An 18,870-nucleotide genomic window follows, 5' to 3' on the forward strand; every position below is an offset into this window, starting at 1 on the left:
GGAGGGGAGCTCACTGAGTACGCGGCGACTGCGTCGCCCGATCAGAGCCGTCGTTAGGACACCACCATGGCCCAGCGTCACATCCAAGTCGCCGAAACCAGCCGCGTGGCGCTGCCGCGGCATACCAAGCTGAGGTATGACGAGACGCGGCAGGTGTGGGTGATCCTCGCGCCCGAACGCGTGCTCGCACCGGACGAGATCGCAGTCGAGGTGCTCCAGCTTTGCGACGGCGTGCGCGACGTCGCCGGAATCGTGGACGAACTCGCCGCCAAATATGCCGCCCCGCGCGACACCATCGCGACCGATGTGGTCGCCATGTTGCAGGACCTCGCCGACAAGGGATTTCTGACCGAGGTTCGGGAGAAGACCTCATGACCGAACTCACCGACACAAAGCCGCAGGCCGACGGCAATGACGGGTTGGCCGTCCTCGAGCGCCGTGGCTCGGTCGCCGAGACCTATGGCATTCCGCTTGCCGTGCTGGCCGAGCTGACCCATCGCTGCCCGCTGCAATGCCCCTATTGCTCCAATCCGCTGGAGCTCGACCGCGCCGGCCAGGAGCTCACCACCGCGGAATGGAAGAAGGTGCTGTCCGAGCTCGCCGAGATCGGCGTGCTGCAGGTGCATTTTTCCGGCGGCGAGCCCACCGCACGCAAGGACCTGGTCGAGCTGGTACAGCATGCCAATGATGTCGGGCTCTACACCAACCTGATCACATCGGCCGTGCTGTTGACGCGCGAGCGTCTCCAAGCCTTGGCGGATGCCGGGCTCTGCCACGTCCAGATCAGTTTCCAGGCCACCGAGGCCGAGCTTGCCGACCGCGTCGGCGGCCATCGCGGCGGTCACGCCAAGAAGCTCGAAGTGGCCCGCTGGACGCGTGAGCTCGATCTGCCGCTCACCGTGAATGCGGTGATGCACCGGCAGAACCTGCATCAGCTCCCGGAGATGATCCAGATGGCGGTCGATCTCGACGCCGACAGGCTCGAGGTTGCGAACGTGCAATATTACGGCTGGGCCTTGAAGAACCGCGCCAGCCTGATGCCGACCTACGCTCAGCTCGAGGAGACCGATCGCCTGGTCGCCGAGGCCCGCGAACGGCTCAAGGGCACCCTCACCATCGACTATGTGGTGCCGGACTACTACGCGCTGCGGCCGAAGAAGTGCATGGGCGGCTGGGGCCGGCAATTCTTCAACATCTCGCCATCCGGCAAGATCCTGCCCTGCCATGCCGCCGAGAGCATCACGGGCCTCGAATTCGAGTCGGTGCGCTCGAATCATTCGATCGCCTGGATCTGGCAGAACTCGGAAGCCTTCAACCGCTATCGCGGCACCGGCTGGATGAAGGAGCCGTGCAAATCCTGCGAATTCCGCGAGGTCGATTTCGGCGGCTGCCGCTGCCAGGCCTTTGCGCTGACCGGGGACGCCGGCAACACCGACCCGGCCTGCACTCTTTCGCCGCTGCATGAGCGCATCTTCAAGCAGGCGGAGGCCGACGCGGCGTCCGGCCAGGACCGCTTCCTGTATCGCAACTTCGCCGGCGGCAGCTGGGAAGGCGGTGCTCAGGACGGCGAGGCGGCCGAGCGCGACCACAATGCCTGACGCCGAAGCAGGCAAGCCTTCGGCGCGGCGCGCCGATCCATTCGCTCCACTGACTTCGGAATGGCTCGGCGTCTCCGGCGGCCACGAAATCTATGTCGAGAGCATCGGCCGCGACGGCGGCATTCCCGCGGTCTATCTGCACGGCGGCCCCGGCTCCGGCTGCCAGCCGGATCATCGGCGGCTGTTCGATCCCGAGCGCTTCCATGCCGTGCTGTTCGATCAGCGTGGCGCCGGGCGCAGCCGGCCGGCGCGCAGCCGTGAGAGCAACACCCTGCCCGACCTGATCGCCGACATGGAGCTGATCCGGGAAAAGTTCGGTTTTGCGCGCTGGATCGTGGTCGGCGGCTCCTGGGGCGCGACCCTGGCGCTGGCCTATGCGCAGGCGCATCCGACCCACGTTGCCGGCCTAGTGCTGCGCGCAACCTTTCTCGGCACCCGCGCCGAGGTCGAGACTGCATTCGACGACACGCTGGCGCGGTTCCATCCCGCGCTCCATCGCGACTTCCTCGACGTGCTTCCCGAGGCCGAGCGCGGTTCGCCCTGTGCTGCCTATTGGCGGCGTATCCTCGATCCGGATCCTGCGATCCACGGGCCGGCCGCGCGCGCCTGGCACGACACCGAGCGCGCGCTCTCGGAAGTGAGGCCGTCCCGCGTCGGGCTGGACAAGGCCGCGCTGCAAGCCGGCGGGCCGCTTCCGGCGACCCCGTTCATGGAGGCGCATTACTTCCACAACGATTGCTTCATGGCGCCGGAGCAATTGCTGCGCGAGGCCGGCCGGCTCGCCGGCATCCCCGGCATCATCGTGCAGGGGCGCTTCGACCTGCTCTGCCCGCCCGCCACCTCGGCCGCGCTCGCGCAAACCTGGCGCGAGGCCGAAATCCGTGTCGTCGAAGCCGCAGGTCACAATCTTTATGATCCCGGCATCCGCGATGCCGTGATGAAAGCGATCGCGGATATGGCGTCGCGCGCGACGGCGCCTTAAACACCTGCCTTCATCTCCTCATCCTGAGGAGCCATGCGCAGCATGGCGTCTCGAAGGATGAGGCCCCGATATAGCCGGGCCTCATGGTTCGAGACGCGCCTGAAGGCGCTCCTCACCATGAGGAGCGAACCGCCAAAGGAAACCTCCAAATGCCCATCGCCGGAAAAGGCATGCTGCTGACGTCGATGGACATCAACGCGTCGGACGAAGCCGATTTCAACCGCTGGTACGACCGCGAGCATCTGGAAGAGCGGGTCGCGATCGACGGCTTCATCGAGGCGCGCCGCTATGTCGCCGAGCAGGCCAGCCCGAAATATCTCTGCCTCTATTCGACGGAGACGATCGAGGTTCTCGACAGCGCAGCCTATCGCGCACGGCTCGGCGCCCCGACCGAATGGTCGAAGGCGACGATGGCGCAATTCAAGAACATGATCCGATCCGTGGCGCGGATCACGATCTCCAAAGGCACCGGCCGCGGCGCTGTGCTCGGCGTGATCCGGCTGCGCCCGAAGGCAGGACAGGACGAGGCTTTGCGACGCGCCTTGCAGGTCGAGCTCGATCCGGCCGATCTCGACGGCATCATCTCGATGCACCTCTTGGAAGGCGACGCTGCGCTTTCCGGACCGACAGCCGAACTGCCCATCACCGCACGCGGCGTCGACTGGTTCGTCCTGATCGACGGCACCGAGAGCCATGCCATCGCCACGCTGATGACGACGCGCTTTGCCGCCATCGACGGACCATTGGCGACCCAGATTTCGGTCGGGATTTACCGCCTGATGTGGGACTTGAGCCGCGCCGACATCACGCAAAGCTGATTTCGCGTTGTGATGGATCAATGACGTCAAGCCGATAGCAGCGCAGTGTTCGCTGCGGTGCGGCATATCGTGCAGAGAGACGTGGCGGCAGAGCGGCACAAGTGCGGCGCAGCACGAGCGCCGCAGCATGCCTGTTTGCGCAAATTTGCCTTTGTGCCCGCCTTGGAATGGCTCTAGTCTAATAGGACAATCATATTGAGCCATTTCAAAAACAGAAGGGCGGCAGCGAGAGCATGACGACCGGAAAAGCAGGTCACGGCCTGCGATCCGTCTGAGCTCAACAGCTAGTCACCCTCAGGTCAGGAAGGCCGCGCGCTCGTGGTTCATCGCGCGGACAGGGTAGGAATGAAACCGACTGATATTTCGGCCCCCGACTACTTTCACAAAGTGGTCGATTGCCAATGGGCCTGTCCCGCACACACCCCCGTCCCGGAATATATCCGACTGATCGCCGAGGGTCGCTACAGCGATGCCTACATGATCAATTGGAAATCGAATGTGTTTCCGGGCATTCTCGGGCGCACCTGCGACCGTCCATGCGAGCCGGCGTGCCGGCGCGGCCGCGTCGAGGACAGTCCGGTGGCGATCTGCCGCTTGAAGCGCGTCGCCGCCGACTTCAAGGACGACGTGAAGCAGCGCATGCCGCGACCCGTGCCGAAAAACGGCAAGCGCATCGCGCTGGTCGGTGGCGGGCCCGCCTCGCTGACGGTGGCGCGCGATCTCGCCCCGCTCGGCTATCAGTGCACGGTGTTCGATGCCGACCCCCAGCCCGGCGGCATGATGCGCTCGCAGATCCCGAAATTCCGTCTGCCCGACAGCGTTGTCGACGAAGAGACGGACTACATCCTGAAGCTCGGCGTCGAGTTCAAAGGCGGCCACCGCATCGACAGCCTGAAGGAACTGCTTGCGGACAAGTATGACGCTGTTTTCATCGGCTCCGGTGCGCCGCGCGGCCGCGAGCTCGATGTTCCCGGGCGGAAGGAAGCCGCCGCCAACGTTCATATTGGCATCGAATGGCTCGCCAGCGTCTCGTTCGGCCATACCGACAAGATCGGCAAACGCGTGATCGTGCTCGGCGGCGGCAACACCGCGATGGATTGCTGCCGCACCGCGCGCCGGCTCGGCGGCACCGACGTCAAAGTGATCGTGCGCTCCGGCTTCGAGGAGATGAAGGCGTCTCCCTGGGAGAAGGACGACGCCATGCATGAGGATATCCCGATCCTCAATTATCTGGTGCCTGTCGCGTTCAATCATGACAATGGCAAGCTCACCGGCGTGACCTTCCAGAAGGTCCGCGCCGAATATGACGCCAAGGGTCGCCGCAACCTGGTGCCTTCAGGCGAGCCGGACCAGACGTTTGCATGCGACGACGTGCTGGTCGCGGTCGGCCAGGAGAACGCATTCCCGTGGATCGAGCCGGATTGCGGCATCGAATTCGACAAATGGCACATGCCGGTGGTCGATCCCAAGACGTTCGCCTCGACCAACCCGAAGGTGTTCTTCGGCGGAGACGCTGCATTCGGCCCGAAGAACATCATCTGGGCGGTCGCGCATGGACATGACGCTGCGCTGTCCATCCATCGCATGCTCTCCGGCGAGGACATCGCCGAGCGGCCATTGCCCGAGGTGCACGTCACCTCGCAGAAGATGGGCATCCACGAATGGAGCTATGACAACGACATCTCGCCCGACCAGCGCTACAAGGTCCCGCATCGCGACAAGGTGGTGGCGCTCAAGGATATCCGCGCCGAGGTCGAGCTGGGCTACGACGTCAAGCTTGCGCTCGGCGAGGCGCATCGCTGCCTGAACTGCGACGTGCAGACGGTGTTCTCGAACACGCTCTGCATCGAGTGTGATGCCTGCGTCGACATCTGTCCGATGGACTGCATCACCTTCACGCAGAACGGCGAGGAGGCCGATATCCGGCAGCGGCTGAAGGCGCCGTCACCACATCCGGACCAGAGCCTCTACGTGTCGAGCGATCTGAAGACCGGCCGCGTGATGGTGAAGGACGAGGACGTCTGTCTCCATTGCGGCCTGTGCGCCGAACGCTGCCCCACCGGTGCGTGGGACATGCAGAAATATTTCATCGAGATGACTCACGCAGGTAACGCATGCCCCAGCAAGCGCCGCTCAGCAGCGTAAACGACTTCGTCGTTCGCTTCGCCAACGTCAACGGCTCGGGGTCGGCAAGCGCCAACGAGCTGTTCGCCCGCGCCGTGCTGCGCCATGGCGTGCCGGTCAGCCCGCGCAACATCTTCCCGTCCAACATCCAGGGGCTGCCGACCTGGTACGAGGTCCGGGTCACCGAGGCCGGCCATCTCGGCGCCCGTGGTGGCGGCACCGACCTGATGGTCGCGATGAATCCGCAGACCTGGGACAAGGACGTCGCCGGCATCGTGCCGGGCGGCTATCTGTTCTACGATTCCACCAAGCCGATGCCGTCGACGAAATTCCGCGGCGACATCACCGTCATCGGCGTGCCGCTGACCGCGATCACCAACTCGACCTACACCGATCCGCGCCAGCGGCAGTTGTTCAAGAACATCATCTATCTCGGCGCGCTCTGCGCGCTGCTCGACATGGACCCCAAGCTGATCGAGCAGCTGATCGGCGAGCAATACAAGGGCAAGGAGAAGCTCCTGTCCTCGAACGTGCATGCGCTGCATCTCGGACGCGACTGGGCGCTGCAGAACCTGAAATGCCCGATCGGCCTGCGCATCAGGAAAGCCGACAAGGTCGGCGACCGCATCTTCATCGAAGGCAACAACGCAGCCGCGCTCGGCGCGGTCTATGGCGGGGCCACCGTCTGCGCGTGGTACCCGATCACACCGTCCTCCTCGCTGGCGGAGGCCTTCGGCAATCACTGCAAGAAGCTGCGGCACGATCCCAAAACGGGCAAGGCCAGATATGCCATCGTGCAGACCGAAGACGAATTGGCGTCGATCGGCGTCGTGATCGGCGCCTCCTGGAACGGCGCGCGCGCCTTCACCACGACCTCCGGCCCGGGCATTTCCCTGATGACCGAGTTCATCGGACTGTCTTATTTCGCCGAGATCCCGGCCGTGATCATGAATGTGCAGCGTGCCGGCCCGTCGACGGGCATGCCGACCCGCACCCAGCAATGCGACGTCATCGCCTGCGCCTATGCCTCGCATGGCGACACCAAGCATGTCCTGCTATTCCCGGAAGATCCGGCCGAAGCCTTCGAGTTCGCGGCAACCGCCTTCGATCTCGCCGAGCGGCTGCAGACCGTGATCTTCCTCATGCTCGATCTCGACATCGGCATGAACCAGCGGCTGTGCCGGCCGCTGAAATGGGACGATGCGCGGCAGTATGACCGCGGCAAGATCATGACCGCCGAGATGCTGGACGAGGGCCGCGATTTCGGCCGTTATCTCGACGTCGACGGCGACGGCATCCCGTATCGGACCTATCCCGGCACGCACCCGACCAAGGGCTCCTACTTCACCCGCGGCACCTCGCGCGACCGCTACGCCAGATATTCCGAGGAAGGCGCCGTCTACGCCGACAACATGCAACGGCTGATCCGCAAATTCGAAACCGCCCAGGATCTGGTGCCGCGGCCGCTGCAGGCCAACGCCGCCAAGCCGACCCGCTATGGCGTGATCTATTTCGGTTCGACGGCGCCGGCGATGGACGAGGCGATCGAGCTTCTCGAAGCCCGCGGCCACCTGCTCGATCGGCTGCGCATTCGCGCCTTCCCGTTCCATTCGAGCGTGGCGAGCTTCCTCGCCGAGCACGACTTCGTCTATGTGGTCGAGCAGAACCGCGACGCGCAGCTACGCCAGCTGATCGTCAACGAGAACGGCATCGATCCGGTCCGGCTGGTCCCGATCCTGCATTACGACGGCACGCCGATCACCGCGCGCTTCATTGCGGACGCGATCGGCGATCACCAGGATCACCTCAAAGTCACACCGCTGCGCAAGGCCGTGTCATGACCTACATCGCTAAACCGAAATTCCATCATCCCGGCATCAAGACCAACGCGCTTGGCTTCACGCATCGCGACTACGAGGGCAAGATCTCGACGCTGTGCGCCGGTTGCGGCCACGACTCGATCACCGCCTCGATCATCGAGGCCTGCTTCGAGCTGTCGATCGAGCCGCATCGGGTGGCCAAGATCTCCGGCATCGGCTGCTCGTCGAAGACCCCGGACTACTTCCTCGGCAATTCGCACGGCTTCAACTCGGTGCATGGCCGCATGCCGTCGGTGCTGACCGGCGCCAATCTGGCCAATCGCGAGCTGATCTACCTCGGCGTTTCCGGCGACGGCGACTCCGCCTCGATCGGCTTCGGCCAGTTCGCGCACGCGATCCGGCGCGGCGTCAACATGACCTACGTCGTCGAGAATAACGGCGTCTACGGCCTGACCAAGGGCCAGTTCTCGGCGACCGCGGATCGCGGCTCGAAGTCGAAGAAGGGCATCACCAACACCGACAACGCCATCGACCTGGTCGGCATCGCGCTGCAGTTGGGGGCGACCTATGTCGCCCGCTCCTTCTCCGGCGACAAGAAGCAGCTGGTGCCGATCATTGCCGGCGCGATCCAGCACAAGGGCGCGGCGTTCATCGATGTCGTCAGCCCCTGCATCGCCTTCAACAATCACGCCGGTTCGACCAAGAGCTACGACTATGTGCGCGAGCACAATGATGCCGTGAACCGGCTGGACGTATTCACCGGGCGCGATCCGATCACGGTCGACTACGCACCCGGCACGGTGCAGATCGTCGAGCAGCACGACGGCTCCCGCCTCGCGCTGCGCAAGATCGACGCCGATTACGATCCGCATGACCGGCTCGGCGCCATGACCTTCCTACAGAAGCACGCCGCCCAGGGGCAGATCGTCACCGGCCTGCTCTATGTCGATCCGGACTCAGAGGACCTGCACAGCCACCTCAATACGGTGGAGCAGCCGCTGAACCGGCTCGAAGCCGCGGACCTGTGTCCCGGCTCCACTGCGCTCGACAAGATCAACGCCAGCCTGCGCTGATCGGCCGGCTACTCCTATTGCGTCACAAGCGCGAGACATGGCCTGCTTGACCGTCATTCCGGGGCGATGCGACAGCATCGAACCCGGAATCTCGAGATTCCGGGCTCAGCCCTGACGGGCTGCCCCGGAATGACGGCGGTTGTGACGCAGCAAGACTAACCAGCCGACCGCCTTGCCGGGATCTCAGGCGTCGTCTGCTCGTCGACGACCTGATTGATGATGCGCAGGATTTCGGAGCGCGTATCGTACTTCGCGAACTCGCGGGCCATCTTCTTGGCGCGGGCGCGATGGTTCGGCTGATCCAGCACGGCCCGAACCGCCTCGCGCACGGCCTGCTGGGTAGGCTGGTTGGTCGCGAGATTGATGCCGACGCCGGACCAGCCGATCCGCATGTTCACGTCCGCCTTGTCTTCGGTCAGACCTGCACTGACGATCGGAAGCCCGTAGCTCATCGCCTGGTTGACGCTGCCATAGCCGCCATTGGTGACGAACACGTCTGCTTTCGCGAGCGCCCACTCGAATGGCAGATAGCGGGAGACACGCGCGTTGGACGGGATCACGCCCGGAATCGTGTCGATCGGCCGGCCGCCGGTGGTCACCATCACCAGCAGATCCTTTTCATCCGCAAGCGCCGCGAGCGTCGGCGCGACCAGAAGTCCGAAATCGTGATTGGCCACCGTCCCCTGCGTCACCAGGACGACCTTGCGCGAGCCGTCGAGGTCGTCTGCCCAGGGCGGGAGCGGCGCCTGGTTGGGGACGATCGGCGGCCGGCCGACGAAATGAACGGTCGGCGGCAGCTTGCGTGGAAACTCGAAGCTCGGCACCGTCAATTGCAGGTAGGCGTCGGCGAGCACCGAGACCGAATCGAACATCACCATCTCGAGTGGGCCGACGCCCAGTTTCGCCAGGATCTCGTTCAGCCGACGGCCGCACGGCTCGTTGACGATCCGATCGTAATCCCTGGCAATGAGCGCATAGCGATCGCGCTCGGCCTGCGTCGTGGCATGCGGCAGCCCGAGAAAATGCGGCGCGCCATCATCACGGGGCGAATGCAGGATCGACGTTCCACAGAGCACCACGGGCGGGCGATTTGCGCGCGGACCGAGCAGCATCGGCAACACGCCGAAGATCATGTCGTCGCCGACGATCACGTCAGGCCGATACTCGCGCAGCGCCCGCTGCAATCCCTCGTGCTGCGCCGGAATGCGATCGACGAATAGCCGCTGCACGGCCACGCTCAGCCACTCCGGACCGGGCTCCATCTCCTTGAGCTCCGGCGCGATGGCGTGAAGGTCATTCGGATCGATGTCGGCGTTGCCGGGCAAAGCCCTGAACGTCGCGCCGCCCGCCTCGACTCGCTCGCGAAGCTTGCTTGCGGTCAGAATCGACACGTCATGCCCGTCCTCGATAAGGCCATGCGTGATTGCAAGCAGCGGATTGAGATGGCCCGTCGCAGGCGTCGAAGCAATGAGAACTTTCATCAGATTCTCCTACCGTGAACGTCGGCACGCAAGATCGGCTCACGCCGAGCTTCCGTATCGATCTGACGGAGGAGATTGTCGCCGCATCGCTACAATTGGACTGCCAACCGCGGGAAATGCGTTACGCGTGACATCGAATTGCGACCACGGACATAGTCGCCGGCATACGCGAATGCGTTCTCGCCAACATCCGGGAAGCGGCGACAGCGCTGACGACGCGGAGCGCGACCGCCAGATGATAGGCGCGGACATCATGTCGGCGGGGCTGAGATAGAAGCCCGCGACGACGCCCAGCACCATGAGCGTCGAGGCAAGCTCGCGCAGGACGGGTGCGCCAGGTCCGCTTGATCAGCTTACGCTGCCGGAGGTCAAAGCCCGCTGAGGAATTCCTCGATGGCGGCATTCGTCTCCGCGGGCGCTTCCTGCTGGACCCAGTGACCGACCTTCGGGATGATCACCGATCCGCGGAAATCGGTGCAGGCAGCGCCGGGGTCCGCATAGCGGTCCGAACCGGGGATGATACGCCGGACAATGTCGCGCTCGCCTGCAATGAAGTACGACGGCTGCGTGACCGGCTTTCCCTTGATGGCAGTGAGCTGGCCGGGATCCAAGCGCTGGGCGCGATAGCGGTTCAAAGGCCCTCGAAAGCCGGTCTTGCGGAACGCACTGACATAGACATCGAGATCGGCGGTGCTCATCCAGGCCGGAAAGGGTTGAGGGTCGATCATGCCATCGAAAAATTTGGCATCGGCCGGCTTGTCTGCGAACCAGATCTCGGGGCGCGCATCGCCGGAGGCGGCGAAATAGATCTTCCGCAGCGACGCTGGAATGTCAGCCTCCAACTCAGCCTCTGCCACGCCCTCGGCTTGAAAATAGCTCTGGTAGAAGAAGCGGCCGGCGTAGATTTTCGTCGCTATGTCGACAAACGACAGGTCGCCAATCGGCGTAAAGGGCACACTCAACCCGATGACGGCCGTGACGATGCCGGGATGGAGTAGCGCCGAGGTCCAGACGATCGGCGCTCCCCAGTCATGGCCCAATAGAATCGCTTTGCCGCCACCGAAGTGATTGGCCACCGCCGCCACGTCGCTCGCGAGATTGCGCATGGTGTAGGCTTCGACGGGCTCCGGCCGCGAGCTGTTGCCATAGCCCCGCACGTCCATCGCGGCGACCATATAGCCACGTTCGGAGAAGTGGCGAATCTGATGCCGCCAGGAATACCAGAGCTCAGGCCAACCATGAACGCACAGGATCAACGGCCCTTTGCCCTCGATCGCGACGTTGAGTGCGATGTCGCCGTTGTGAACGGTCGTGAAATCCATATTCGCTACTCCCTTCATGAAGCGTGGAGCACTCGTGATGCCGGAACCCGTCATGCTCCCGCTGGGCGTCGATGCGACGGTCCTTCACTTTCCTCCCATAAGCTTGGGGGCGACTCTCCGCTTGCGCCACACGTCTGCAGTGATCGCACAGGAGCCTGCTGTCTCGTTGCTACCGCGTCAATACGATGCAAGGAGATTCGTTACCTCTGAAACGTCATTTGATTCGGACGGGCTGGAACGTCCGACATCCGCGGCTGGGGACACGGACCCGGCGCAGACAGCCAAACACAAGAGCCTCAGGACGAGGAAGGCAGAAGTCGACCCCAGAGGCGCTCGAGCTGCGCGATGGCATCCGGGAGCGCGATCACGGAAACCGCGTCGGCGGTTTCGGTCAAGAGCCGCAGCTCTCGCAGCTTCGCCAGCGCGGCATCGACGTTGAACGTCAGGCTGAGGCTGAACCGCTGCAGCAACAGGTCCTCGATGCGCGTGCGGAGTGCGTCATGCGTGAGTTCCCCCGGCGCAGAGACGAGCCCGCAATAGGCGAGCAGCGCCTCCTTCCAGTCCTGCTCCTCCGCCTCGCCGATGAGATAGTTGAAAATGCCGGAGTTGTTGTTGACGTTGCGGTAATAGATGTTGTCGGTGAGCTGCTTCTGGTGGATCAGCGACTGGCGATGGAAATTGCCCCATTGCCTCAGGATGAAGGCACCCAGCGCGAACAGGCCGCTGAGCGCGGCGAGCGCCTGCTGGGTGTCGTTGTCATGCAGCGTGCCGCTCAGCCCGAGATAAAAGCCGGCCACGACGAACAGCACCGTCAGGGTCGAGGCCAGCTTGAGCAGGATCGGTACCCCGCCGACCAGCGCCGGCACGCCAAGGGTCAGCTGTTGGCGAATCCCCATCACCACGCGGACGTTCGGAAACAGGGCCTCGAGGTCCCAGCGCGGGATGTGGCGGAAATACTTGAACAGCACGGCGCCGCCGCGGACCTTGCTGGCGCTGCCGCGCGCGCTCAACAATGACCGGCGCGGCTCCGCACCGGCGACATCAGGCCTGGTCGCAACCATCAGCACGACGTCGTCATAGACCTCGATCTCGAGGGAACGCCGGCGCAAGCCGAACAGAGCCGGAATCGAGATGGTCTCCCGATGATGTCCACGCCGGAACATCCGGACATCCCGATAATCGGTCAGCGGCGCCTTGATCTTGACCCGCACCAGCGCGTGCTCGGTGAAGGCGCGCAGGATCTCCTCGTGCTTGATCTCGACGAAATTGGCCTCGGTGAGAACGCGCACGAACTCATCGCTCAAACCGCGGTAAGCGGCATCGAGCGCGTCGGCCGACAGATGCGCGGCCCGACCAATTTCCGGATCGAAATAGAAATAGGTCTGGCGCAACCGGTCGAGCTCGTCGAAATATTGCTGATGCAGGATCGCACCCAGGATGTGAGCGAATTGCCGAAGCTCGCGCGCCAAGGCATCGTCCAGGGTGAAATGGGTAATCAGCCCGTCGAGAATGTCCGACTTCCGTAAGGGAATGAAACGATCCCGCGGCCCAGGGGTGGGCGCATCATCATTCGGTTCAGTCACACCGTCCCTGCCCAAGGTTTGCACTTCTTTTCACGGTCCGCCGGGGAGGTCAGACCGTCAGCCTGCTTGCTCCTTCCTAGCTTGCCAACATAGCGAACTTGCGACGGCGGGTTCTACCTGCAAAGCTGCCTGAGAAACCTGAAGATAACGGCAGGACCAGTACATGCCCGGCAGACCGTTTCTCTCCGCTTTCGGGGCCATTGGCGCGATCGACTATACGGTCATTCTGCTCCGCGACATGGTGGCCATGCGCAGGTTTTACGAAGACGTCCTTCACTTCCCACTCTCGCGAGAACTGTCATCGAACTGGATCGAATATCGGATCGGGCCAAACACGCTGGTGCTGGCACGGCCGAGCCGAGTCGCTGGAGACAGGCCGACGCCTGAGGGCAGCGCTTCGCTGCAGCTTGCCTTCAAGGTATCTCCGGCCGACGTGGACCAATGCGCAGAGGAGCTCGTGGCGAAAGGTATCGCGCTCGTCGAGCCGCCGACCGACCAACCGTTCGGCCACCGCACGCAGTTCTTCCGCGATCCGGACGGAAACTTATTGGAGGTGTTTGCCGAAATCTAGTTCGTCCAGTCGCGATGGACGGCGGCCATATGCTACTGTCCGTGGGGCGGGCAAAGGCGCGAAGCGCCGTGCCCACCATCTGCAAGCCTGCGCGGACCTTGGTGGGCACGCTTCGCTTTGCCCACCTTTCGGATTTCCGACCTACTATTTGGCAGCTTCACAGAGCGGCCGCCGCGTCAGGCGGCCGCCGGTTGTATCCGCGGATTGAGCACGTACTCCTTGAGCACCTTGTCGGTAGCCGCGTCGACTTCGGTCAGTGAGACGTCGTAGGTCCAGAGATCAGCGAGATGCTGGAGGACGCGTTTGGCGTCGGTCTCGTTGAGCTGGGCGCCCTTGACCACCGTATGACGCAGCATCAGCCGGCGGTCGCCGGCGAGGTCGACATCGATCACCTCGATGTTGGGATCGATATAGCCGACATCGTACTGCCTGGAGAGTTCGCGGCGAATGCGGCGGTAGCCGCGCTCGTCGTGGATCGCATCGACGCGGATGCCGGCGCGCTCGGCCGGGTCGTCATGCAGATGGAATAGGCGCAGCCGCCGCATCAGATGCGGGCTCAAGAACTGGCTGACGAAGCTTTCGTCGCGGTAGTTGGCCCAGACGTCGCGCAGCACGGCCATCGCATCGCCGCTGCCGGCGATATCCGGGAACCACTCGCGGTCCTCAGCGGTCGGCTCGGTCACGATGCGCTCGATGTCCTGCATCATGGCGAAGCCGAGCGCGTAAGGGTTGAAGCCGGAGAAGCGCGGATCGTCGAACTCCGGCTGGAACACCACGTTGGTGTGCGACTGCAGGAATTCGAGGAAGTTGCCGTCCGTCAGCCGTCCCTCCTGGTGCAGCCGGTTCATGATCCGATAGTGCACGTAGGTCGCCGTGCCTTCGTTCATGACCTTGGTCTGGCCCTGCGGATAGAAGTACTGCGCGATATGGCGCACGATGCGAATCAGCTCGCGCTGCCATGGTGCGAGCCGCGGCGCGGTCTTCTCGAGGAAATAGAGCAGGTTTTCCTGCGGCAGGCCGAGCAGCACGCGTCGCCGCTCGACATTGAGCACAGCCCTGGTCTTGGTGGGCCCGCTCGGCACGGTGCGCCAGAGATCGTTGAACGCGGCCTCTTCGTAAAGCCGGCGTTTGCCGGCACGCTTCTCTTCCTCGCGCAGATCGAGCTTCTTCTTGCCGGGATAGCGGTCGACACCATGCGACATCAACGCATGCGCGGCGTCCAGCGTATGCTCCACCGCGACGCGGCCGTGCCGCTCCTCGCATTGCACGACATAGCCACGGGCGAATTCGAGATAGTCGAGAATGCCGTCGGCATCGGTCCACTGCTTGAACAGGTAGTTGTTCTTGAAGAAGTGGTTGTGCCCGAATGCCGCATGCGCGATCACGAGCGTCTGCATCGTCGCCGTGTTCTCCTCCATCAGATAGGAGATGCAGGGCGAGGAGTTGATCACGATCTCATAGGCGAGACCCATGAGCCCCTTGCGATAGGAGGCTTCATGGAAGGCGAAGTGCTTGCCGAACGACCAATGCTTGTAGAACAGCGGCATGCCGACCGAGGAATAGGCGTCGAGCATCTGCTCGGCGGTAATCACCTCGATCTGGTTGGCATAGGTGTCGAGCCCGAGTTCGCCGCGCGCAATAGTCTCGCAGGTATCGTGGATGCGCTGCAGGGTCGAGAAATTCCAGTCCGCGCCTTCGAACAGAAGCTCGCTCATGAGGCGGCCCTCTCCTGGGTCTTGCGCCGCTGGAACAGGTCATGGAAGACCGGGAAGATCTCGCTGCGATCGCGCACCTTGCGCATCGACAGCGGCGCCCCCCCGGCGCGCAGCCGCTCATAGAGCGACCAAAGCGCCGAATCCGGCATTTCAAAAGAGTAGGTGCCGGACTCGCCGACCTCGAGATAGGCGAAGAACTGCGACACCGGCAGGATGTTGCTGGTCAGGATGCGGGCGACATTTTCGGAGTCGGAGGTCGCATTGTCGCCGTCCGAGGCCTGCGCAGCGTAGATGTTCCAGTCGGACGGGCTGAAACGCGACCGGACGATGTCGTGCATGCATTGCAGCGCGCTCGACACCAGGGTGCCGCCGGAGGCCGGGCCGTAGAAGAAGGTCTGCTCGTCGACCTCCTCGGCGCGATCGGTGTGGCGGATGAAGACGATCTCGACGTGCCGATAGCGCCGGGTCAGGAACACGTAGAGCAGCATGTAGAACCGCTTGGCGAGGTCCTTCATGTGCTCGGACATCGAGCCCGAGACGTCCATCAGGCAGAACATCACGGCTTGCGCGATCGGCTTCGGCACCGTCTCGAAGCGGCGATAGCGGATATCGATCGGATCAATGAAAGGGATGCGCTTGGCTTTGGCTTTCAGAGCCTCGATCTTGGCCAGAAGCTCCGCACGGCGCCCCTCGTCGGTCTCCTCCTCGAGTTCGGCCTCGAGCTCCGCAATCTCCTGCGGCCGCGGCCGCCGCAGCGCGACGCGACGGGCGAGCGCGCGGGTCACCGTGCGGCTGATCGAGATATTGGCCGGCGAGCCGGAGGTCGCGTAGCCGGCGCGCTGCAGCCCCTCGCTCTCGGCCTCGGCAAATTTGCGCTTGGCGAGGTCGGGCAGCTCGAGGTCGTCGAGGAAGAGGTTGACGAACTCCTCCTTGGTCAGCACGAAGCGGAAGGCGTCCTCGCTGTCGCCCTGTCCGGGGGCCGATTTCCGGCCGCTGCCTTCGCCGGACCGCGGCAGGATATCGCCCTCGACGAACTTCTTGTTGCCGGGCAGCACCATGTCACGGGTGCCCCCTTCCTTGCGAAGGCGCGGCTCGTCCATGCCGTCGAGCGGGATACTCACCTCCCCGCCCTCAAGCACGTCCCGGATGTCGCGGTCCTGCGACGTCTTCTTGACCGCGCCCTGCACCAGCGCCTTGGCCCTGCGCAAAAATCGCTGACGATTCTCCAGACTTTTGCCGCCGGGATTCAGGCGCCGATCAATGATGTGCATGACCACCTTTCCATACACCTCCTGGTGCAGCGGATTTGCCGTCTACTCACCCTCATACTCGCTCCTGCCGCGATATCGTGGTGCAGACGCCAAATCCAAAGCTGCACCAGCGACATTAGCTTCACGAGCGTTCCCTTGACGAGCATTCCCTGACGCCAACATTCGCTCAGATGCCTCCCAGACGGGAAGCGAAATGTTGGGCGCCGGAACCCTCCTCAGCCGGCCTGCTTCACGCGCATATACCATTCGACCAGGCGGCGCACCTGCCGCTCGGTGTAGCCGCGCTCGACCATGCGCGCGACGAAGTCGTCATGCTTCTTCTCGGTCTCGCCATCTTTCTTGGTCCCGAAGGAGATGACCGGCAGAAGATCCTCGACCTGGGAGAATATCCGCTTTTCGATGACTTCGCGGATCTTTTCGTAGCTGGTCCAGCCAGGATTTTTGCCGCCGTTCTGGGCCCGCGAGCGCAAAGAGAACTTGACAACCTCGTTGCGGAAGTCCTTCGGGTTGGCGATCCCGGCCGGCTTTTCGATCTTGGTCAGTTCCTGGTTCAGCAGCTCGCGATTGAGCAACTGTCCCGTATCGGGATCCTTGAAGTCCTGATCCTCGATCCAGGCGTCTGCATAATCGACGTAGCGGTCGAACAGGTTCTGGCCGTAATCGGAGTAGGATTCCAGATAGGCCTTCTGGATCTCGTGGCCGATGAACTCGGCGTAGCGCGGCGCGAGATCGGCCTTGATGAATTCGAGATAGCGCTTCTCGAGTTCCTCCGGCAGCTGCTCGCGACGGATCGACTGCTCCAGCACATACATCAGGTGCACGGCGTCGGCCGATACTTCGGCCGTATCGTGGTTGTAGGTCGCAGCAAGAACTTTGAAGGCGAAACGGGTGGAGACGCCGTCCATGCCTTCATCGACTCCGGCGGCGTCACGATATTCCTGCACGCTGCGCGCTTTCGGATCCGATTCCTTCAGGCTCTCGCCGTCATAGATCCGCATCTTGGCGTAGAGCGTCGAGTTCTCGTGCTTGCGCAGGCGCGACATCACCGAGAAGCGGGCCAGCGTGTCCAGCGTCGCCGGCGCGCAAGGAGCGGCGGCGAGTTCGGAGCCGGAGATCAGCTTCTCGTAGATCTTGCGCTCTTCGGTGACGCGCAGGCAGTACGGGACCTTGATCACGCAGATGCGGTCGATGAACGCCTCGTTGTTCTTGTTGGTCTTGAAGCTCTGCCACTCCGCCTCATTGGAGTGGGCCAGGATGACACCGCTGAACGGGATCGCACCGATATTCTCGGTGCCGATATAGTTGCCTTCCTGCGTCGCGGTCAGCAGCGGGTGGAGCATCTTGATGGGCGCCTTGAACATCTCGACGAATTCGAGGATGCCCTGGTTGGCACGGTTCAGTCCGCCGGAATAGCTGTAAGCGTCCGGATCGTTCTGAGCGTAAGTCTCGAGCTTGCGAATATCGACCTTGCCGACCAGCGAAGAGATGTCCTGATTGTTCTCATCGCCGGGCTCGGTCTTGGCGATCCCGATCTGGCGCAGCCGGGACGGTTGGATCTTGGCGACGCGGAACTGAGAGATGTCGCCACCGAACGCTTCCAGCCGCTTGTAGCACCACGGGCTCATCAGCCCGGTGAGCCGGCGCCGCGGAATGCCGTACTTCTCCTCCAGCATCGGCCCGAGCGTGTCGGGATCGAACAGCCCGAGCGGCGATTCGAACACCGGGCTCAACTCGTCGCCGGCTTTGAGCACGTAGATCGGATGCACCTCCATCAGCTGCTTCAGCCGCTCGGCGAGCGACGACTTGCCGCCACCGACCGGTCCGAGCAGATAGAGGATCTGCTTGCGCTCTTCCAAGCCCTGCGCGGCGTGGCGGAAGAATCCCACGATACGTTCGATCGTATCTTCCATTCCGTAGAAGCCGGAGAACGCCGGATACGCCCGAATCGTCCGGTTCAAAAAGATACGGCCAAGGCGTGGGTCCTTGGCCGTGTCGATCATCTGAGGCTCACCAATCGCAGCTAGTAGTCGTTCAGCGGCATTCGCATATCGCATCGGGTCGGTGCGACACGATTCAAGATATTCCGCCATCGACATGTCGGTCTGGCTTCTAGCCTCGAACGACCTCGCGAACGCGTTGAACAACGAATCGTTGTACATGATCCCTCTCCACGTAGGTTCCGCTGCACTGCTGCAACGAGGCGAGACCAGACTACGTTCCTCCTGATCTCGACACCGACTCAGTGTGAAGCGCGCCAGCCCCTATTGGGCACCCTCTTGACCCTCTTCCGCAACGCAAAGCGCAAGCAGCACCTGCCCTATCAACAAGCAGTTCGCTCAATAGTTCGGCAAAATCGGGCCGTAGCCGTCATTTGTAAACCATTGTCTCTGCTTCGCAACATCCGCAATACTCCGGCACCGGGCTCTTCCTGCGCCGCACAAGACATTGTGAAGCCACGCAAACTCCGCGTTTTTGCGGAGCGAATCAGTGTCCCATCGAGACGTGAACCGGC

General features: G+C 63.2%; 14 protein-coding genes. 8 read left to right on the forward strand and 6 right to left on the reverse strand.

What is annotated here, in order from left to right:
* Positions 1-66: 66 nt before the first annotated feature.
* The 7 genes from pqqD to BRAS3843_RS05330 all read left to right on the forward strand — a co-directional run bounded on the left by pqqD (position 67) and on the right by BRAS3843_RS05330 (position 8,415).
* Positions 67-375 carry a pyrroloquinoline quinone biosynthesis peptide chaperone PqqD gene (gene pqqD, locus BRAS3843_RS05300; RefSeq protein ID WP_008967724.1) on the forward strand — a complete coding sequence of 103 codons (309 nt, stop codon included), beginning with the start codon at positions 67-69 and terminating at the stop codon, positions 373-375.
* The gene (gene pqqE / locus BRAS3843_RS05305; RefSeq protein ID WP_008967725.1) at positions 372-1,598 is read left to right on the forward strand and encodes a pyrroloquinoline quinone biosynthesis protein PqqE; all 1,227 of its coding nucleotides are present in this window, start codon (positions 372-374) and stop codon (positions 1,596-1,598) included. The genes pqqD and pqqE overlap by 4 nt, the downstream gene beginning before the upstream one ends.
* Positions 1,591-2,580 (forward strand): prolyl aminopeptidase, encoded by a 990-nt coding sequence (gene pip, locus BRAS3843_RS05310; protein WP_008967726.1) that lies wholly within the window; start codon positions 1,591-1,593, stop codon positions 2,578-2,580. The genes pqqE and pip overlap by 8 nt, the downstream gene beginning before the upstream one ends.
* 149 nt (positions 2,581-2,729) lie before the next feature.
* Positions 2,730-3,398 carry a DUF4286 family protein gene (locus tag BRAS3843_RS05315; RefSeq protein ID WP_008967727.1) on the forward strand — a complete coding sequence of 223 codons (669 nt, stop codon included), beginning with the start codon at positions 2,730-2,732 and terminating at the stop codon, positions 3,396-3,398.
* A 345-nt stretch (positions 3,399-3,743) separates the two neighbouring features.
* Entirely contained in the window at positions 3,744-5,543 is a 1,800-nt protein-coding gene (locus BRAS3843_RS05320; RefSeq protein ID WP_008967728.1) for an FAD-dependent oxidoreductase, read from the forward strand.
* Complete coding sequence (locus BRAS3843_RS05325) at positions 5,513-7,363, forward strand: 2-oxoacid:acceptor oxidoreductase subunit alpha (RefSeq protein ID WP_008967729.1); 1,851 nt, start codon at positions 5,513-5,515, stop codon at positions 7,361-7,363. The genes BRAS3843_RS05320 and BRAS3843_RS05325 overlap by 31 nt, the downstream gene beginning before the upstream one ends.
* On the forward strand, positions 7,360-8,415 hold the full coding sequence (locus BRAS3843_RS05330; protein WP_008967730.1) for a 2-oxoacid:ferredoxin oxidoreductase subunit beta: 1,056 nt from the start codon (positions 7,360-7,362) through the stop codon (positions 8,413-8,415). The genes BRAS3843_RS05325 and BRAS3843_RS05330 overlap by 4 nt, the downstream gene beginning before the upstream one ends.
* A gap of 155 nt (positions 8,416-8,570) precedes the next feature.
* Here the strand turns inward: BRAS3843_RS05330 and BRAS3843_RS05335 are convergent, their stop codons facing one another.
* The 3 genes from BRAS3843_RS05335 to BRAS3843_RS05345 all read right to left on the reverse strand — a co-directional run bounded on the left by BRAS3843_RS05335 (position 8,571) and on the right by BRAS3843_RS05345 (position 12,801).
* The gene (locus BRAS3843_RS05335; protein WP_008967731.1) at positions 8,571-9,896 is read right to left on the reverse strand and encodes a nucleotide disphospho-sugar-binding domain-containing protein; all 1,326 of its coding nucleotides are present in this window, start codon (positions 9,894-9,896) and stop codon (positions 8,571-8,573) included.
* Positions 9,897-10,264: 368 nt separating this feature from the next.
* A complete protein-coding gene (locus tag BRAS3843_RS05340; RefSeq protein ID WP_008967732.1) occupies positions 10,265-11,218 on the reverse strand; it encodes an alpha/beta hydrolase in 954 nt (317 codons plus the stop codon).
* 296 nt (positions 11,219-11,514) lie between these two features.
* Positions 11,515-12,801 (reverse strand): TMEM143 family protein, encoded by a 1,287-nt coding sequence (locus BRAS3843_RS05345; protein ID WP_139024739.1) that lies wholly within the window; start codon positions 12,799-12,801, stop codon positions 11,515-11,517.
* A 163-nt stretch (positions 12,802-12,964) separates the two neighbouring features.
* Here BRAS3843_RS05345 and BRAS3843_RS05350 point away from each other — a divergent pair, with 163 nt between their 5' ends.
* Positions 12,965-13,372, forward strand: coding sequence for a VOC family protein (locus BRAS3843_RS05350; RefSeq protein ID WP_008967734.1), 408 nt, complete (start codon positions 12,965-12,967; stop codon positions 13,370-13,372).
* Between the two features lie 176 nt (positions 13,373-13,548).
* Here the strand turns inward: BRAS3843_RS05350 and BRAS3843_RS05355 are convergent, their stop codons facing one another.
* The 3 genes from BRAS3843_RS05355 to BRAS3843_RS05365 all read right to left on the reverse strand — a co-directional run bounded on the left by BRAS3843_RS05355 (position 13,549) and on the right by BRAS3843_RS05365 (position 18,517).
* Positions 13,549-15,087, reverse strand: coding sequence for a SpoVR family protein (locus tag BRAS3843_RS05355; RefSeq protein WP_008967735.1), 1,539 nt, complete (start codon positions 15,085-15,087; stop codon positions 13,549-13,551).
* On the reverse strand, positions 15,084-16,358 hold the full coding sequence (locus BRAS3843_RS05360) for a YeaH/YhbH family protein (protein ID WP_008967736.1): 1,275 nt from the start codon (positions 16,356-16,358) through the stop codon (positions 15,084-15,086). The genes BRAS3843_RS05355 and BRAS3843_RS05360 overlap by 4 nt, the downstream gene beginning before the upstream one ends.
* Before the next feature lie 215 nt (positions 16,359-16,573).
* Positions 16,574-18,517 (reverse strand): PrkA family serine protein kinase, encoded by a 1,944-nt coding sequence (locus BRAS3843_RS05365; RefSeq protein WP_008967738.1) that lies wholly within the window; start codon positions 18,515-18,517, stop codon positions 16,574-16,576.
* Positions 18,518-18,870: the final 353 nt, after the last annotated feature.

It is taken from the genome of Bradyrhizobium sp. STM 3843 (assembly GCF_000239815.1).
In the GTDB taxonomy this organism is placed as follows: Bacteria; Pseudomonadota; Alphaproteobacteria; order Rhizobiales; family Xanthobacteraceae; genus Bradyrhizobium.

Bases quoted from the DNA above. Each gene is read 5' to 3' on its own strand.
- pqqD (WP_008967724.1), top strand. From the start codon at position 67: ATGGCCCAGCGTCACATCCAAGTCGCCGAAACCAGCCGCGTGGCGCTG.
- BRAS3843_RS05350 (WP_008967734.1), top strand. From the start codon at position 12,965: ATGCCCGGCAGACCGTTTCTCTCCGCTTTCGGGGCCATTGGCGCGATC.
- BRAS3843_RS05340 (WP_008967732.1), bottom strand. From the start codon at position 11,218: ATGGATTTCACGACCGTTCACAACGGCGACATCGCACTCAACGTCGCG.
- BRAS3843_RS05315 (WP_008967727.1), top strand. From the start codon at position 2,730: ATGCCCATCGCCGGAAAAGGCATGCTGCTGACGTCGATGGACATCAAC.
- BRAS3843_RS05325 (WP_008967729.1), top strand. From the start codon at position 5,513: ATGCCCCAGCAAGCGCCGCTCAGCAGCGTAAACGACTTCGTCGTTCGC.
- BRAS3843_RS05365 (WP_008967738.1), bottom strand. From the start codon at position 18,517: ATGTACAACGATTCGTTGTTCAACGCGTTCGCGAGGTCGTTCGAGGCT.
- BRAS3843_RS05320 (WP_008967728.1), top strand. From the start codon at position 3,744: ATGAAACCGACTGATATTTCGGCCCCCGACTACTTTCACAAAGTGGTC.
- BRAS3843_RS05330 (WP_008967730.1), top strand. From the start codon at position 7,360: ATGACCTACATCGCTAAACCGAAATTCCATCATCCCGGCATCAAGACC.
- pip (WP_008967726.1), top strand. From the start codon at position 1,591: ATGCCTGACGCCGAAGCAGGCAAGCCTTCGGCGCGGCGCGCCGATCCA.
- BRAS3843_RS05355 (WP_008967735.1), bottom strand. From the start codon at position 15,087: ATGAGCGAGCTTCTGTTCGAAGGCGCGGACTGGAATTTCTCGACCCTG.
- BRAS3843_RS05335 (WP_008967731.1), bottom strand. From the start codon at position 9,896: ATGAAAGTTCTCATTGCTTCGACGCCTGCGACGGGCCATCTCAATCCG.
- BRAS3843_RS05360 (WP_008967736.1), bottom strand. From the start codon at position 16,358: ATGCACATCATTGATCGGCGCCTGAATCCCGGCGGCAAAAGTCTGGAG.
- pqqE (WP_008967725.1), top strand. From the start codon at position 372: ATGACCGAACTCACCGACACAAAGCCGCAGGCCGACGGCAATGACGGG.